Below are 18,352 nucleotides of genomic sequence, written 5' to 3'. Positions count from 1 at the left end.
TGTAAATAAAAAATTTCACCCTTTAGAGCAAGCCGGAAATTGGAAATTTACCATAAAAATGCTATTATAAAAAAGACATGTCCTTCATATCTTTGCAAGGTTATCTTTATACAAGATAAAAAATTTTATTGGAATAAAATATCATAAAACGTGTAAAATAATCATATCATGTAAAATTAAGCAGAATGTGTGTATATGAGTATTTAAGCTGGTTTTTAGCACAAAAATAGTTCCCCTTTCATTTTTGGAGAAATCTATATGAGAAGCATAGCAGATAAAAAACTTGTCATTGCTACACATAACACCGGCAAATTGCATGAAATCACTACTTTAATTACGCCTTTCGGTTTAATAATACAATCGGCAAAAGAACTGGGCTTGCCAGAACCAAAAGAAACGGGAAAAACATTTGAAGAAAATGCTTATATTAAGGCTTTTTCAGCAGCAAAAAAGACAGGACTTCCTGCCCTTTCTGATGATTCAGGCTTAGAGGTAGATGCATTGGAGGGTGCGCCAGGCGTTTATACCGCTGATTGGGCAATTCAAGCCGATGGCACACGTAATTTTCCAAAAGCTATGAAAAAAATAGAAAATGAACTCCAAAAAGTCGGAGCGCGAGAAAAAAGCCAACGAAAATGCCGTTTTATATCCGTCATTTGCATTGCATGGCCTGATGCTCATGCAGATTACTTCCGCGGATGCGTTGAAGGAACATTCTTTTGGCCTCCACGGGGCGACAAAGGCTTTGGTTTTGATCCTATTTTTTTACCAGATGGATATGAAAATACCTTTGGAGAAATGTCAACAGAGCAAAAACACAACTGGAAATGTAATGATATTCCCCCTCTTTCACATCGCGCACGTGCTTTCAAACTTTTGGCAGAAAACCTTTTAGCATTCTCATGAATGAACCTTTTGGCATTTACATTCATTGGCCCTTTTGTGCAGCTAAATGTCCTTATTGTGACTTTAATTCGCATGTTCGCATCCATGGTGTTGATCAACCACGTTTTGTCACCGCCTTTAAGCGCGAAATAGAAACGCAATACCACAAAATAGGCCCACGCCATATTACAAGTATTTTTATTGGTGGGGGAACTCCTTCTCTTATGGAGCCGCGAACTGTCGATGCCCTATTGCAAGCACTTGCAAAAAAATGGGTAGTCGATGATAAAGTTGAAATTACATTAGAAGCTAATCCATCCAGTGTGGAGGTAGAACGCTTTCGTGGATACCGTGCAGCAGGTGTTAATCGCTTATCTCTAGGGATACAAGCGCTCAATGATAAAGCATTGCGCAAACTTGGCCGACTCCATAATGTGGAACAAGCTCTTTGTGCCATTGCTTTAGCACGGCAAATTTTTCCACGTTTATCCTTTGATCTCATTTATGCCCGCCCCGAACAAACCCTTGAACAATGGAAATCTGAACTTGTACAAGCAATTGATTTGGCAGCGGACCATCTTTCTCTTTATCAATTGACGATCGAAGAAGGAACTGCCTTTAAACGGCTTCATGATGCAGGAAGACTTATCCTTCCCCCATCAGAGTTAGCAGCAGATCTGTATCATCTTACCCAAGAAATAACGGCACTGCATGGACTTCCTGCCTATGAAATCTCAAACCATGCAATGCTCGGTGCTGAATCAGCACACAATCTTCTTTATTGGCGCTATCACCAATATGCAGGCTTTGGTCCAGGAGCACATGGACGTTTCATTGAGCACGCACCGAATCATTCCTCTGCCTGTTCAAAAACATTGTCATCACATCTTGAAAACCGCGAACGTTATGTCACAATAAATGAAAAGCATCCCGAACAGTGGCTTAATTTGGTAGAAACAACAGGACATGGCTGTATTGAAACGGAACATTTAACCACTGAACAACAGGCAAATGAAATGCTCCTTATGGGATTACGCCTTTGCGAAGGCTTAGAACTTATACGCTATGAAACCTTAAGCCCTAAACGCATCCCAATGGAAAAACTGATCGATTTACAACACCAAGAATTGATAGAAATGGTGGATAACCAACGCTTAAAAGCGACAACCAAAGGACGTATTGTTCTTGATCACATCATCAGCCAACTCGCAAACTAAAGTTTTTATAACAACATACTTATTTTAATCATAATTATCATTTTTCCTAGCAAAGGCGAGATTAGAATATCGTGAGATTCTCTCATTTCAAAACTATTTATAGTAAATTAGTTACCACCATTTGCTTACACCTTAAAAGTAGAGAAGCGTATGGATAAAAGCTATAAAAAAGAAGTAAAAAGGACTCTTATGAACACCCTTAAGTACTAAAAGCTATCGCAATATTTTGAGCTAGAAAGTGTATGGTGGTCTAACTTTCTTTTTCATAAACGTAAAGATGGTGAGGCACTGTAGACTTTATACATTTCACGGAAAATTTTATATTACACTATTCATAAGCACCGTAGTTGCACGAATGTGACAAATATTGAGAAAATTTCTTTAAAACAAGTATGTGAATGCATAATACGATAATGTATTGTTTTTTATGAAATCGTGGCACCATTTAAAGGACCAGAGAAATAAGCATGAAACCATGCATTAAGCTCTGATTATTTAAAAAGATATTACTCTAGATACTTTTGAAAATCGTAAAACCGAATAAAAAAGGAGAGTAAAAAAGCACGTTGATTTTCACCTTTATACCTTTATGTTTTCCCTCAATGAGGTTGTGGTTGTATGTCTGTTTCAGAGATTACAAAGAATAGATATACACAATACTTTTATCCTATTCTGGCATATAAAAGCTGTTGTCGCAAAAAATACTGAACCAATATTTATTTGAGATACGCGGCTGTATGATTGGTATTGATTTATAGGTCACAGGAAAATCATGAACTTTATTAAACAAACAATGCACTTAAATGGCAAATATACCAGATATGAATCGAGATTGCTTTGTTAGCGAGCGAAATGATAGTAATCCCATATGATCTTACTTGCGTACATGCTTATGAGTGTCTGTACGCGTCCTTTAAGGTTATTTTATTAAAAAATTGAGAATAACACTAGGAAAATCCTTGTCTAAAGAGGTCAACGTGCTGCTACAAAAGAATTTCTGTGTATCTTTATCATAACCAATATTAAAGCTGATTAAATAAGCTCACCTTCTATCTCGTAATGATTTTGCAATGGAAGTTTTTGGGGACAAAAAAGAAGGGGAAAATATATGAAATAAAACAAACTTAAAGCGCATCTCTATGGGCTTTACTCTAAGAGAGGCTAATTGAAACAAGAAGTGCCTTTTATGAGAGTGCAGAAACCATATTAAGGCATGAGCTGTGAATGAGCGCATTTATGCTGTACGAATTTTTTACAATAGCAACATGTTTTTGTGTGTCTTTATGGCTTCAACCTGTCATCACACAATTATGATATAAATATTCACTGTTTTCCATATATGATTGCGTATTGACTTCCTTTCTACACTTTAAAGAACGAATATTTTTAATCCAATATGGACTGTAAACAGTTCTGCTTCTTAAAGCAGGTCCCACTTGGCTTTCCAATTATGTAATTCACTTAACTAAAGACTCTACAGGCAAGAATCACAACTTAAGAATATTCATCACTTATTCTAAACCCACTTAATATATTAAGTCTTACGTGTCTCATATTACCACACCTCAAATGGCAATATCTTATGGCACAACAAGATAAAGGTATTTTTGAACCAGCAATCATTTCTTCATGCAAAAAAATCAACAATAAAACGCTCATAAATAGTAGTAAGCGTTTCCACTGCATCAAGGGCTACACACTCATCTACCATATGCATCGTTTGCCCTGGTAAGCCAAATTCAACCACTGGGCAATAATCTTTAATAAACCGCGCATCCGAAGTCCCCCCCGAAGTTGAACATTCTGGTATATTCCCTGTCACACCTTCAATAGCATTGGATAAAGTTTTAACGAGTTTATCATTTTTGGTCAAAAAAACATCTCCCAAACTTGGAATCCATCCAAGCTGATAGTAGGGTAATTGATCATTCTTATTTTTTGGCTGCACCAAAGCAAGGCGTTTTTCAATTTCTGTCATAAGCGTTTCTTTTGTCCAAAGATCATTGTAGCGTATATTAAAACGGATTGTTGTTTGCGCTGGAATAACGTTCACCGCGGGATTCCCCGTATCGATGGTTGTTAGCTCTAAATTACTGGGTTGAAAATTTTCTGTACCTTGATCTAAGGCTTTTAGTGTCAATGCTTGAATAAGCTTATTTACTAAAGGCAATGGATTGGCTGCCCGCTCAGGAAAAGCAACATGACCTTGGCGACCTCTCACGGTAATGATACCAGAAATCGATCCGCGGCGACCAATTTTGATGACATCCCCAACAGTTTTTACGCTTGTTGGTTCTCCGACAAGAGCTGCAGTCCATTTTTCCCCTTTTTGCTCTGCCCATTTCAGAAGTTTTACCGTACCATTAAGTGCAGGACCTTCTTCGTCACCAGTGATCAAAAGGCTTATTGTTCCTTTAATAGACTGTTTTTCTAGAACTCGAGCCAACGCCGCAATAAAACAAGCGATTCCGCCCTTCATATCAACAGCACCCCGCCCATATAATTTTCCCTGATCTATGACAGCTTCAAAAGGTGAATAGGTCCATTCATCCAATGCGCCTGGTGGTACGACATCTGTATGACCTGCAAACATAAGATGGGGTCCTTCATTTCCCATTTTTGCATAAAGATTTTCAACATTATCTGTATTTTTATCCGTAAAAATAGGGCGCTCAACATGAAATCCCATTTTTTTCAAAAATTGTTCCAAAGTTGATAAAGCCCCTGCTTCATGAGGTGTAACAGAAGGACAACGGATAAGTCTTTGTAATAGCTGAAGTGGATCTGTAAGAACAGGCATAAGCTCCCCTTCCCATTTTTTTATAAGTTATCGGAACTTAAGGTTATTACGCTGAATTACAAAAAAGATAAAGCAAAAACATTGAAGACACTCAGCAAACCAAGCAGGGGAGAACAATCGTGCTGAGAGCTTCAATGGCTTCCTCATTATGCATGAGCAAGTACACACACAACAAAACACTCGACAAAAAGTTCCGTTAAATATTGCCTTCATTGGAAAGCTTTTTACGCCTTTAAATTATATGAATCAAAATTAATTGCGTGCAATCTATGAGCATTTTCCTTCAACCAAGCACGATACGTTTTACTATCAGGACATAGTTCTTCACAAAGAGCCCAAAATCTTGGACCGTGATTCATTTCAACAAGATGAGCAACCTCATGAGCAACAACATATTCCACAACTTCTTTTGGTGCCATAACAAGGCGCCAAGAAAAAGAAAGACGCTTATCTATTGAACAAGACCCCCAACGACTTCTCGTATCTTTATAACAAATTGATTTGACTTTACGCTCTACTTTATGGGCATAATGTGCCACCAAAGGTGTTATAATACGTGCTGCTTGTTTTTTCAAAACGTCAGCAACACGCCTTGGCAAATATTCTAATTGACCATAAACGATAATTTGAGGTTCTTGTTCTGCATCTCCTGCAATAATTTCCGTCACCCCACGTCCTTCTCTATGCTTTATGGAATGGCAAACGCCCAATAAAGGAATCGTTGCCCCCTCTTTGAGATAAGCATTTTCATGAGAGATTTGTACACGAGCAAGACGTGCCTCAATCCAAGACCGATGCTTTTCAATAAAACTTTGAATCGTACAGAGACTTATCGCTGGTGGTGTTGTTACACAAATCCTCCGTCCGCTCGCATCAATACGTAAGGTAAGACGGCGCGCGCACTTATTTTCCCGCACCCGTACAGGTACAGAGCGATCAGAAAAAATAAAATGCTGTTTAGAAATGCTCATATATTTTTATCTTTATCAATAAATGTACCCCTTATTTTGCATTAATCTGATTAATAAAGGATCTCAATATTGTCTCAAGACAATCTAAATCTTGCGGACGAGAAAAGCGATGATCTGCATCACGAAAAAGTGTCAATGTTACATCATGGAGAGGTAAATGATCAAGTAAAGTCAATGTATGCTGATAGGGAATATCTTCATCTTCCATCCCTTGTAGAATATGGACTGGACACCCAACATCAATGCATCCTTTCATAACACAATTTTCGCGTCCATCTTCAATCAATGTTTTTGTAAAGGGCATTGGCTCTGTATCATCAACTGCAGGTCGTTCAATATAGCCTTTTTCCTCCAAAATCTTCCATTCTTCTGGGCCTAATTTTGGTTCCACCAATGTTTGTGTAAAATCAGGTGCTGGAGCAATCAATATCATGCCAGCAAGCTTCTTATTTTTCTGTGCTAGCATCATAGCAAGCTTTAGCGCAATCCACCCGCCCATAGAGGTGCCAATCAAAATTTGTGGCCCCTCACAATAATTTTCAAAAACCGCTAAACTTTCTTTAACCCAGCGTGAAATTGTTCCTTGAAAAAAATCACCTTCAGATTCTCCATGTCCAGAGTAATCAAAACGTAAGCAGGACAAATCATTCTTCTGAGCAAAACTATCAACCAACATCGCCTTATCCCCTGACATATCGGACAGATAGCCATGAAGCCAAACTAAACCTGGAGAATGGCTGCCTTTGCGATAACGTACTGCAAGTGCGGTGTTCTCAAACGAAAAAAACTGACAAGGAATATTTTGATCCATGATTCTTTATCCTCCATAAAACAATTCCTTTAAATTAAGAGAAAAACTTTTATAATCTAAATCATTCCAAAAAGTAATAAATCAAATAATGAAAAAGACACGAATTATAGTTGTTTTTAGGTGCATAATTGTATATTAAATTAACTGTAGTTGAATCAAAATTAAGGAGCATAAACCATTCGTAAACCGTTTAAAATGACACCTACCCAAAAAGACGGACCACGTTCAAATCAGGATATCCGAGTACCTCATGTTCAGCTTATCAATGATGAGGGACAACATCAGGGGGTTGTTGCGATACAAGAAGCTCTTGCTATGGCTGCAGATGCGGGGCTTGATTTGGTTGAGATTGTACCAAATGCGGAGCCACCCGTATGTAAAATCATCGATTTGGGCAAATTAAAATATCAAACCCAAAAAAAAGCTGCTGAAACACGTAAGAAGCAAAAAGTCATCGAAATCAAAGAGATTAAGATGCGCCCAAATGTTGATGTCCATGATTATGGAGTCAAACTCAAGGCTGTTCATCGCTTTATTGATCATGGTGATAAAGTAAAGATTACTTTGCGTTTTCGTGGTCGTGAGATGGCTCACCAAGATCTTGGATTAAAGCTTCTTCAGCGTGTGAAAGAAGATACAAGTGAAATTGCCAAAATTGAATTGGAGCCAAAGCTTGAAGGCCGGCAAATGATGATGGTGATAGCACCTAAATAGTTTTGCATTAGAATAATATTTGCATGCAACTCATCAAAATAAGCGTATGGCATTATTTAGAAGCACCACATAGAGTTTTTGTGGTGCTTTTAAGGTTTTATAAATGTGTATAAATCCTTATCGATTTATAAGAAGAATTCGTTATTTTGCATATTAAATGAGAAAGCTCAAACATCGTAAGGTCTTCTTATTTCAAGCTCTCTTATCATGCAATGCGGCAAAACTGTTTGCTTACACATCACAAACGGAGATGATACATAAAAATTATTAAAAAAGCAGAAATGTTTTTTGTGAGCTATTTCAAGTGCCAAAGGCTATCACAATATGGAAATTGGTAAATACAATGGTGAAACTCGCCGTTACCTTTTATTGAAAATTAAAAATAATGATGAACAACGAATTTTCATTATACCTTTTACAGAAACTTTGCACTACATTTTTCACTCTCGCCGTCGTGAAATTGATGTGATGAACCTTGAAAGAAAAGGCTATTTTTGTAAAAAAGATTAAGGGGCTTTTTAATTAAGAATGTTTCAATCTTGCATAAAATAATGAGAGAATATGGAAGCACTTCATGGCTAAAAAACAAATTTCCTCTTTTGATAAACATCTTATTATCCGCCTTTTGCGAGAAAATTTTCGTAAACATATGCGTTGGTACAGTGCGGCTATTTTCTCAATGATCATCATTTCTTGTACCACAGCAACCAGTGCATGGATTATGCGTGATGTTGTTAATCAGATTATTGATGCACAAAATTTTCCTATAATTGTTTTGATTTCTAGCTTCATTGCTTTTATCTTTATTCTCAAAGGAGTTGCAACTTTTTCCCAAACTTACTTTCTAAACAAAGCAGGCAATAGTATCATTGCTGAACAACAGCGTAAAATTTTTGCACGACTTATGGAACAAGGAGTCTCTTTTTATCATAATAACACTTCATCTGATCTTCTTGTTCGTGTAACTCATAATGCGACAGCTGTACGTAATATAATTGATACTATTATCACAACTTTTGTACGTGATTTGCTTTCCGTTAGTGGTCTGTTGCTTGTCATGTTCATTCAAAACTTTGTGTTAATCTCCATTACTTTAATCGTAGGACCACTAGCTTTTTTAGGCGTTCGAATGGCTTTAAAACGCGTTCGCCGCCTGATGGAAAAAGAGCTCCTTTCACTTGGTGAAATTATCAAAATCGTACAGGAAACGGCTGTTGGTATTCGAATCATAAAGGCCTTTTCACTAGAAGAAGTCATGAAAAAACGAATGGACAAAGCCATTTGTGATGTTGAAAAACAAACAAACAATATTGCAACACTCGAAGCTATTACCAGTCCAATTATGGAAACACTCACGGGTGTTGCCATTGCAGGTATTATTTGTTTTTCCGGTTATCTTGCAACCCAACGCGCAGGTGTTCAAGGTGAATTTATGTCCTTTATTGTTGCTTTACTTTTAGCGTATGAACCCGCAAAAAGGCTAGCAAATGTACGTGTCAAAATTGAATCTGGCTTGGTCAATATCCGTACGATGTTTGAAATACTCGATTGTCCCCTTACAGTTATAGAACATAAAGAAGCTAAAGATCTGAGTAAAACGCAGGGAACTATTCGTTTCGAACATGTTTCTTTTGCATACACTAATAACAAAATGATATTGAAAGATATCAACCTAGAAATAGAAGCCGGAAAAATGACAGCATTGGTGGGACCATCCGGTTCGGGAAAGTCAACCCTTATCAACCTTATTATGCGCCTCTATGACCCCACAAAAGGACGCATATTGATTAATGATCAAGATATTCGCTACACAACATTTCGCTCTCTGAGAAACCTGATGGCCTATGTAGGACAGGATACTTTTCTCTTTCAAGGAACTGTTAAATATAATATCGGGCTTGGAAAAGAAGGGGCTAGTGATGACGAAATTATCGAAGCAGCAAAAGCAGCAAATGCTCATGACTTTATTATGAGTTTGCCAAATGGTTATGATACACAGATAGGTGATAATGGCTGTAACCTTTCAGGGGGGCAAAAACAACGACTCGCTATCGCTAGAGCAATGATTCACGATAGCGAAATTCTGATTCTTGATGAAGCAACGAGTGCGCTTGATTCACACACCGAAGCACAAATTAATGAAGCCATTCAACACCTTACCAAAGGACGCACAACGATCATTATTGCTCATCGCCTTTCAACGATTGCTCGTGCTCATAAAATTGTGGTCATACAAAATGGACAACTGATTGAACAAGGTACTCAGAAAGAATTGCTAGAAAAAGAACATGGGTTTTATAAAAAACTTCATAATATCCAGTTCAAAAACATACCTCCTAATTTCTAGATCCTTAAGTAAGATTTGAAATAAAAATGGATAGAAGGTAATGCTCCATTTATAAAAAAGGCTTGTTACCAAAAAAAGTATTACTTCAATCAAGAATTGGTAAAGAATTTATGGTTTATTGAAAATAAACTTCTTGGATTTAGATGAAACCTTTACTCGCTATTTTGTTGAATGCAATTGACTTTAACAATGAAACTTCAAAAACCCCTTCCCTTCCTCAAATAAGTGTTGAAACATTCATAAATGTTGCGAATCCTAAAAGAGAGAGCATCAAGGTTTGAAAAAATTGCCGCGGATTACGATGATGAATCTGGATTAATACAACCTTTATCCGTGTTTATCCCTGCACTGACAATTTTTTCTCCACACATCTTAAAGGACAAAGATTCTACCCAATCGGATCTGTAAACAATCCAGATTTTTATTGAGTTCGTTCCACTTGATAACAACTTATGTGATTCACTTATACAAGGCTTACCCTAAATATTCACCACGTGCTTTCAAAATACTTTGTCAAAAAAGCTTACATGCCTTATATTACCGTACCTCAAATGTCGGTCTTTTATGGTACAATAGGATAGGCTGACAATTATAAATTATGCTGCAAATTATAGATACATTCAGCATAAAAGAAAAACATTGAAAAAATAAGAGAAGATTTATTATAAAACTTTTTTACTGTTGTAGCTTTCTTTAAAGCAAGCTTTGCTGTTTTTTCTATATCTAGAAACTAAAGTGATATTCCTCCAATACCTTAACTTCTTGAAGAGTTTATAAATGCACAACGTTAGTGCTTATATAAAGCTATGATTTCAATATGCAAAAAAAACAGATGAAAAGTAAAATGACATTCCTCTTTCTTTTAACCGCCTAAATAGAAAAATACGACATATAACTCTGATAAATATTTTTACAAAAAATATCTTTTGACCTGCATTTTAATACTTTGATTTATAATCATAATTTATTACTTTACATCTTAAATAAAAGATATGATGTAATTTGCTTATTGAAAATTTTCTTTATATTTATGATGAATCAATCAAAAGCACTTGTTGTACGTCATAAGAGACATTGGGTATGCATAAAAACTCTTAAGATAAGCAATAAAAATACCTCTACATTTTCAAGTGAAAAGATTGTTAGCAACATGAGAAGCTGGAAACTAGAATGATAATGCCGGCTTATATCTTTAATAAATACTTATACCTTTATTAACAATGGTAGTATGGATTTTATACCATTCATAAGAGCTACTTTATATCATTTCACAAGCAATCTTTTCACAAGCAATCTTTTCACAAGCAATCTTTTCACAAGCAATCTTTTCACAAGCAATCTTTTCACAAGCAATCTTATGAAATAGGCTCAAGCGCACACTGAGAAATGTTTCTTTAAAACAAGCACATGAATTTGCAACACAATAGTGTTATATTTTGGAGTGTTCTGTTTGGGGGGGCTATTCATTATAAGAAAAGTGATCTCATTCAAAAACACAATAAACAAAAATCGAATATTTCAGATATATTTCTTCACGCCTCAACAAAAAGCTTCTTTTTTTATAGGACTTTTAGCCTATGTTTTCTTCCTCAGATTTAGAAATGAGAGACAAAAAACGAAGAATTTGTTTTTTAAATTCAATCTTTAATAATCTCTTTCATAAAAGAGACCAATACTAGAATTTTGTTCATTTCCTATGGCACCTTTAGCTTTGAGATGACGCGAAATATCTAAATTAATTGTCCCTTTCGTCGTTCCATCGGACCCTGCTTCAAAGCCCAAATAAATATTATTGTGTATGTAGCGTCCAATACGTAAGCCTGTATTACCTTTCTCATTAACGATAACATCAAGATCATCAAGCCCAATTTTAGTTCGTAAAGTATTCAACAAAGATGTATTAGCAGCACCTGCAAGATCAGCCGCTGCTGCTGCAAGTTGAGCAATCTGAAATGGTGATAATTCATTAAGAGAGCGATTAAAAATCAAACGCGCCAAAATCTCATCCTGAGGCAAGTTCGGTTGTGAAGAAAAATTAATATCAAGATTATCAATCGTCCCACTTACAGTTACAGTGACTTGAATATCACCACTGTTATTGTTGGTTACAAAATAAACCGTAGGATTAAGATTACCGCTAAAACTCGCTTGTCCTTGATCAAAATTAAGACGTTGCGAAAGAATATCAAAACGTCCACGAATCATTCTAAATTCACCAACTGGATGCACATCATTCAATGGACCTGCTAGATTAATGAGTCCTCCCAGTTCAGCATCTAACCCTTTTCCGCGTACAAAAAATTGATTGCGTGCTGTAATACGCATATTTGATAGCACAACAGATGAAGATTCTTGTGTAACAATCCGGCTTTTGCTTTTGTTCGTGTTCTTAACATCAGCACGTTCAAGTGTTGTTTGAATCGATTTAGTTAAATTCTTATTTCTGATATCAAGAAACTTAGCACTTTTAAAATGATCAGGAACAAAAACTTCAGCTTTTTCAACGATGATATCACCACCAAGAACAAGATCATTTAAAAAATGACCTGTCATTGTCATCTCACCTGATAATGTTGCCAGAATCATAGAACCATCATTATAATTGGCATTATCAAGATGAAATATCAAATCTGTCTCTAGATCATTAGAGATACGACCTGAAGCAGAAATTCTCCCCCCCTCAAACGAAGAAGCTGAAGCTTTCTCTATAAGGATATGATCACCGTTCAATTTGCCTTCAAGCGTTATATTATTCAACCCTACATTTGTTTGTGAATCAAAAAAGCTACCGTCGCCTATAGAAATATTTCCTATCAATTGTGGCTTTGATAACGCCCCATTAAGAGTTGTATCAATTCTTGCTGTACCCGTTATATGTGCACCACGCTTAGCTAATAAGAGATTAACAAAATCAAGAGGCATTATCCCTTTAACGTTTAATTTTGCCTCTGAACCATTAAGAGATACAGGCCCATGGATGGAAAGATCTAATCCTTTATCTCCTGTAGCTATCATATTTTCAATATGAAAAGTCGATTTTTTATAAGAACCACGAGCATTTATATTGATTGACATCGGTCCTTTATGCGTCATAGCGGTTAAATTTTGACTAGAAAGCTCAAAATGAGCAGATGGATCCTTCATTGTTCCATCAATATCAACTTTGCCTATCATTGTCCCATCAAGCGCTTGTCCTGCAATAAAACCATTTGCCAAATGTGCAGATAAATTTTGCAAATTAATATGAAGATCAAGCTTATTTTTCTCTAGAGATACACGCCCCTGAGCTTGTGCTTGTACTCCTTCTCCTGTTAAATTTGCATTCAAAGTAAGATTTTGATCTAAGGTTTTCCCCGTAGCAGAAAAAGAAAAAGGCATAATTTTTTTATCTTGAAAAGCAACGGTTGTCAGTCCCTCACCTTTTATATCGTAAGTTATATCAGGTTTTGTTAAATGACCACGAATCATAACCTGCCCTGTTACACTCCCTGCTGCTCCAAGATCGGCTTTCCACAGATTAACTAAAGTAGCAGGAAGCGCATTCATTGTAAGTTGCAAATTCAGGGTATCTTGAATATTCCCTGCTAAGATGATGTTGCCTCCATTTATTGCAATTCCTAATTCATTGATTGCCATTCCATCTTTATCAAAAGCAATTATGGATGGTTTCAGCAATTTTGCATGAAAAGTGTGTTGTTTTAGATCCACAGTTTCAATTTGCACTTCTCGTTTTATACTTTCTGGAAGTTCCTCAACCATTAAACGACCAGAAAGCTGTGCATTGAGAGTATCATGCAACATCGCTTGGACAGTAAAAACCGTTTGTCCATTATTTCTATCAGCGTGAGCATTTAAACGATTGACCATTATCAAAGGTGTTTGAATATGTTCTGCATTGATAACTCCTTCAAACTGTGTCATGCCAAAAGGATCGAATATATCAGCATCTATTGCCAATTTTTTTATTTTATTCTTGGAAAAATTCAAATGGTTAATATGCGCCTTCACATTGGTTTTTTGTCTGCCATTTTGTTCATCAAAAATAAAATCTCCTTTTACTTCTCCACTACCATCCTGCAAAAATAACGTTGACAGTACGGAAATATCATCGGCATCAATATGCAGCGCTCCTTTCAAAAAACCGCCAAGTTGTTGAGAAAGAGCACCCGTTATTTTTGCACTTCCCCCTCTAATATCGATATTTTCAAGTTTTCGAATTTTATGAGAATCTTTAAAAGAGGCCGATAAATGCAAAGGTTTCTTAGCAAAAATCCCTTCACCTTTTATCACCCCCGTTAAAGCAGTAACTGGTGCTGTATTATCTACAAGTGCATCTATGTTAAATGTTGTATTTTGAAGTTTCTTCCCTACGATTAATGCTTCAGCAATATGGGCACGTGTATTTAGTTTTATATGGCTATTGCGCCCTCTCGCCGTACTTTCAATTGTAAGCGCACCGCTTATCTTTGGATCTAATTTGGACAAATCAGATATTTCAGCAGATAGATCCATTTTAGCGCTTTCATCTGAAAAATAACCATTAGCCTTTATGTTTGTATATTGATTTTTCAAATTAAAATGACGAAAAATGAAACCCTTCGTATTTCGAGTAGCACCACCTGAAAGAGTGATGTTTCCTTTGAATAAACGATCAAAAGACTGCACGCCTATTTTCATATCGTCAGCCATTCCTGATAATTGGAGATCAAAAATGCCACTCAATAAATTGATTGTTCCTTTGGCTTTAATATCTGCACTACCAGAAAGTGATTGTTTACTGAACGCTTCCAAAGGAGTTAATGTCTGAGCTTTTAAACCGAGGTCGCCTTTAAAAACAAAACCCTCCATTGTCCCTTTTAACCAAGAAGAAAAACCCTGAGCCGTAACACTCAAATCATGAATCAAAATTGGTTTATTCGAAACAATATCCGTATCTAAATGCACATGAACCGCTTGGCTTAAATTTTCTACTAACGCTCCCTTAATCTTTTTAACCCCTTGAAGCGTCCCTTTAACCTGAACACCAACATGACGAGAAGCTGAATTATCAAGATTTTCGCTTACTCCTCCCATATCAAAAATTGCATCGCGAATATAAATATTTTTATTGCTTAAATTACCTACAACCAACCGCCCATTCCAAGATTGTTTCCCTTCGCGACCATAGTCAATGTTCAGAGCAAGAGTATTGGCAGGTTTTGGCACTTCTGATACAGGTAAATGAACAGACTCCTGTTCGTTATCAAGAGCCATTTTGCCATCAACAAAAAGCCGCCGCAAAAATCCATCAGCAGTTATTTCAGCATTGGCTATAACATTCATTGCTTTGCTCTGAATAACCATCTGATCAAGGTGTGTCACACCTTCTTTTGTTCTTCTTGCCTTTGCTTTTAATGTTATATCAGATTCGAAGAGGCTACGATATTGAGAAGGTATTAAAGGGCTCAGTGTTCCCTTTAGTTTTGTAGAAAAACTGTGTCCTTCTGGAACACTTGCAAAAATAACATTACCATCTAAAATAGAATGATGATCAGACTCTAAAGAAAGTTTGATAACCAAATCATCAAAAGTACCATCACCTTTCACGACGAGATTTAGTGTTGGACGTTGTTCAATGTTAAAAATATTCGCCAAAATACCATTTTGTGGTTCGTTAGCAGAAATATCAATTTGAGCTGTACGATTACTATCAGATATCTTGGTGAGAACAGAAAAAGAACCCGGTGCATCTAAACGATGCGCCGCTATATCGACATCAAAATTACCACTAGCTAAAGTGAAATTGCCTTTTAGGGACATATCAGCAGAAAAACCAAAAAGATTCTGTTCAAATATCACATGTTGAGCTGTAAGCGTATTGATAGAAAGAGCAAGCGGCAATTTTGGTAAAGAGAACTTACCCGTCTCAAGGGAAGAAACAAAAGAAGAATTGCCTTGCGGTTTGCGTAAAAATGTAACCTGTTCTGCCGAAAGCTGGTTAATATCCATCCGCCCTCTCAGCAACGCTAGACGATTCCAATTCATTTTAGCATTGGTAATTTTAAGCCAAACCCCTTTTTTATCACTGACCGTAATAGCATCAATTGATGTTTGAGAAGACAGTGTCCCTTGCATATTGTGTAAACGAACTTGACGATTGGGCGCTGAAAGCTTTCGTTCAATTAAAGAAACAAACCATGAGCGATCATCTGTTTTCATTTCGCTAGAGGGAAGAGTATCTCCTCTTTGCGCAAAAACAAAACCACCCACCCCAAAAAACAAAAATACAAAGAAGAAAGCTGATAAATGTACACCTTTTTTCATTAAAATGCTTGCCCTATACCCACATAAAAACCAATGCGAGGATCACCCTTCTCTCTCTTTAAAGGAAAGGCTAAATCAACGCGTAAAGGACCAAGACCCGTCATATAACGACCTCCTATACCGGCTCCCCATTTAATTTTTTGAGAAAAATCAAAATTCGCCTTTTCCCCTACTAAACCTCCATCAAGAAAACCGACAAACCCTATTTTGTCATTTAAAGAAACACGCAATTCTGCCGATCCCTCAACAACTGCCCGTCCACCAACAACCGCATCATTTTCTGTTTTGATACCAATATTACGGTAAGCATAACCACGAACAGAGCCCCCACCACCAGCAAAAAAAAGCGTATTCGCGGGGATTTGTGCTGTATCATTCCCAAGAATTGTACCAAGCTTTGCCCGCGTAGCAAAAACAAAACGATTCCCTTCATCCAACGCCCAGTAAGAACGACCTTCTGCTGTTACTTTTGCAACAAAGTTGCTAAAACGCATCTCATAAAAAGGCTCAATGAAAACTTCACCATATAAACCTTTTGTTGCATTAAGCTTATTATTACGACTATCGTAAATCAAACCGCTAGGAAAACCTATTGTTGTAAAATTACGGCTCCCAAAATAAATATCACGTGAATAACCATTTGAAACTTCTACAGCAGCCTGTCCCGATAGATTACCATTGAAAATATGCGTAATCCCTAATCTTCCTTTGATGGCTTTTGTCGTATAATTTTCTAGAACATCTTGTTGTATTTTTAATTCTGACCTGAGATCTGTATCTGGCGTAAGTACACCAGGCTTTATAAACGTGCCACCGAAAAGATAATCAAAATTTTTAAAATTATACGATTGCTTTTTATTGCTACCAACACCGCCTATCTTTGTTTCAATTTTAAGAACCTCTGCATGACCAAAAAGATTGTTATGCATCCAATAAGCTTCAAAACCAGCACCATCTAATGTTGAATAGCTACCGCCTATACCAAAACGGCGCGGTTTACGTTCTTGTACAACAAGTGAAAGCGGTAAACTGCCATCTGGATTAATGGTATCAGCCTCACGTATATTGATAGCGCGAAAAACACCAAGGCGCGCAAGACGTTCATTTGCCTTCGCTAACGCATCGGAATCGTACTTCTGACCTTGCTTCAATCCGGTCATCCATGCGATATAAGCTGAATCTACACGTGGTTTATTACTTATATTACGCACACTTAAAGGACCATAATGAGCCTTTTGTCCAAGATCAACAACAATCCGTCCTTCAACACGCAACGCAGCATGATCAGCCACGACCTCACTTTTCATAATTTTAGCTTTAGCATAACCTTGTTGACGCCATCCTTCTATCGCCCATTTTTCTGCTTTCAAAATGGTTTCAGATTTAGCAATAGCCCCAACTTTATAGCCCAATTCTTCAATTGTGGGCATTTTATGCGCTTTACGTTTTTCAAACGGAGCTACTTTATCAATATCTGCAATACTAAAAACATATTGTGGACCGGCATTAATTGTAATAGCAATATTGGATTGTGCTGGAAGTTGAGTTACCGGACTTAAATCAGCGACTTCTAAGCCATTAATTTTAATACTAATAACACCACCGTAGCGCCCATCAGCATAAAGAGCAGAAAGAATTGCTCGATAATCTGAGCGCGCCTTGGCTAGCAAACCAGAAGAACTGGCGGATGCTTTCTCTTTATCAGCAACAAGAGAAGAAACAGATTTAACTATTTTTATACCTTCTAATGGCGCGCCTGGCGGTGCAACAACATCAACTTTATAAAATCTCTCTGTACTTTTGGCATAATTTGAAGGAGAATTTGTTTTCTTTTGACCAAAAAAAGGTATGCCGAAAAAATCAAATGCAGCAAGTGGCTGTGGAAAAGCAAAAGCGAAACACAAGCCTATAAATACACAGCGCACAGTCCCTGATTTTAACAAAATTCTTGCCTGGTATACCATAAAATCAGATACCTTATAATACACTTTGCATCTACTATACTTTAAATAATATAAAAATAAGAAAGGTAAATGTAATTACTTTGCACATTTTACACGTTTTATCACATCAAATAACACTCTGCGATACATAACGTCACCCTCCCCTTATATTTTCATAAAATTTTGCACTGTTGTATAACACGAACAGCCTCATTCTTTTTCCTTAACATATTTATTTAGCTTATTATAAATGTTTTATTGCGTCCCATACTATCATGGTTAAATTTGTACAAATGACTTTCCATGAGGACGCTAAAAAACTGCCTATGTATATAGATCTCTCTATAAAAAAAACCATAGA

The 18,352-nt window shown here is 36.7% G+C and carries 11 protein-coding genes; 6 read left to right on the top strand and 5 right to left on the bottom strand.

The window, feature by feature from the left end:
- Nucleotides 1-258: 258 nt before the first annotated feature.
- Together rdgB and hemW are read left to right on the top strand one after the other, a co-directional pair.
- A complete protein-coding gene (gene rdgB, locus ACFIKD_RS00760) occupies nt 259-906 on the top strand; it encodes an RdgB/HAM1 family non-canonical purine NTP pyrophosphatase (RefSeq protein ID WP_375644377.1) in 648 nt (215 codons plus the stop codon).
- Nucleotides 903-2,102 (top strand): radical SAM family heme chaperone HemW, encoded by a 1,200-nt coding sequence (gene hemW / locus ACFIKD_RS00755; protein ID WP_375635393.1) that lies wholly within the window; start codon nt 903-905, stop codon nt 2,100-2,102. Before rdgB ends, hemW begins: the two co-directional genes overlap by 4 nt.
- Nucleotides 2,103-3,729: 1,627 nt before the next feature.
- Here the strand turns inward: hemW and dapE are convergent.
- The 3 genes from dapE to ACFIKD_RS00740 all read right to left on the bottom strand — a co-directional run bounded on the left by dapE (nt 3,730) and on the right by ACFIKD_RS00740 (nt 6,684).
- Nucleotides 3,730-4,902: a succinyl-diaminopimelate desuccinylase gene (gene dapE / locus ACFIKD_RS00750; RefSeq protein ID WP_375646958.1), complete on the bottom strand. Its 1,173-nt coding sequence runs from the start codon at nt 4,900-4,902 to the stop codon at nt 3,730-3,732.
- A gap of 224 nt (nt 4,903-5,126) precedes the next feature.
- A complete protein-coding gene (locus ACFIKD_RS00745) occupies nt 5,127-5,873 on the bottom strand; it encodes a M48 family metallopeptidase (protein WP_375646957.1) in 747 nt (248 codons plus the stop codon).
- Nucleotides 5,874-5,904: 31 nt separating this feature from the next.
- The gene (locus ACFIKD_RS00740; RefSeq protein WP_375646955.1) at nt 5,905-6,684 is read right to left on the bottom strand and encodes an alpha/beta hydrolase; all 780 of its coding nucleotides are present in this window, start codon (nt 6,682-6,684) and stop codon (nt 5,905-5,907) included.
- A gap of 195 nt (nt 6,685-6,879) precedes the next feature.
- Between ACFIKD_RS00740 and infC the strand changes: the two genes are divergently transcribed.
- The 4 genes from infC (at nt 6,880) to ACFIKD_RS00720 (ending at nt 11,106) form a co-directional block, all read left to right on the top strand.
- Nucleotides 6,880-7,398 (top strand): translation initiation factor IF-3, encoded by a 519-nt coding sequence (infC, locus tag ACFIKD_RS00735; RefSeq protein WP_026500140.1) that lies wholly within the window; start codon nt 6,880-6,882, stop codon nt 7,396-7,398.
- 324 nt (nt 7,399-7,722) lie between these two features.
- Nucleotides 7,723-7,908, top strand: coding sequence for a hypothetical protein (locus ACFIKD_RS00730; RefSeq protein ID WP_375646954.1), 186 nt, complete (start codon nt 7,723-7,725; stop codon nt 7,906-7,908).
- A 64-nt stretch (nt 7,909-7,972) separates the two neighbouring features.
- Nucleotides 7,973-9,745 (top strand): ABC transporter ATP-binding protein, encoded by a 1,773-nt coding sequence (locus ACFIKD_RS00725; RefSeq protein WP_375646952.1) that lies wholly within the window; start codon nt 7,973-7,975, stop codon nt 9,743-9,745.
- A 1,262-nt stretch (nt 9,746-11,007) separates the two neighbouring features.
- Nucleotides 11,008-11,106, top strand: a complete 99-nt coding sequence (locus tag ACFIKD_RS00720; protein ID WP_375647007.1) for a pentapeptide repeat-containing protein — start codon at nt 11,008-11,010, stop codon at nt 11,104-11,106.
- Nucleotides 11,107-11,389: 283 nt separating this feature from the next.
- Here ACFIKD_RS00720 and ACFIKD_RS00715 read toward each other — a convergent pair whose 3' ends face one another.
- Nucleotides 11,390-16,048, bottom strand: a complete 4,659-nt coding sequence (locus ACFIKD_RS00715; protein WP_375646951.1) for a translocation/assembly module TamB domain-containing protein — start codon at nt 16,046-16,048, stop codon at nt 11,390-11,392.
- Nucleotides 16,048-18,012: an autotransporter assembly complex family protein gene (locus tag ACFIKD_RS00710; protein WP_375635386.1), complete on the bottom strand. Its 1,965-nt coding sequence runs from the start codon at nt 18,010-18,012 to the stop codon at nt 16,048-16,050. Before ACFIKD_RS00710 ends, ACFIKD_RS00715 begins: the two co-directional genes overlap by 1 nt.
- Between the last annotated feature and the right edge of the window lie 340 nt (nt 18,013-18,352).

The sequence above is a fragment of the Bartonella sp. CR84HXZ genome, from assembly GCF_042194535.1.
In the GTDB taxonomy this organism is placed as follows: domain Bacteria; phylum Pseudomonadota; class Alphaproteobacteria; order Rhizobiales; family Rhizobiaceae; genus Bartonella; species Bartonella grahamii.
The sequence above is the reverse complement of the archived record's forward strand: the minus strand, read 5'-3'. Positions and strand labels throughout refer to the sequence as shown.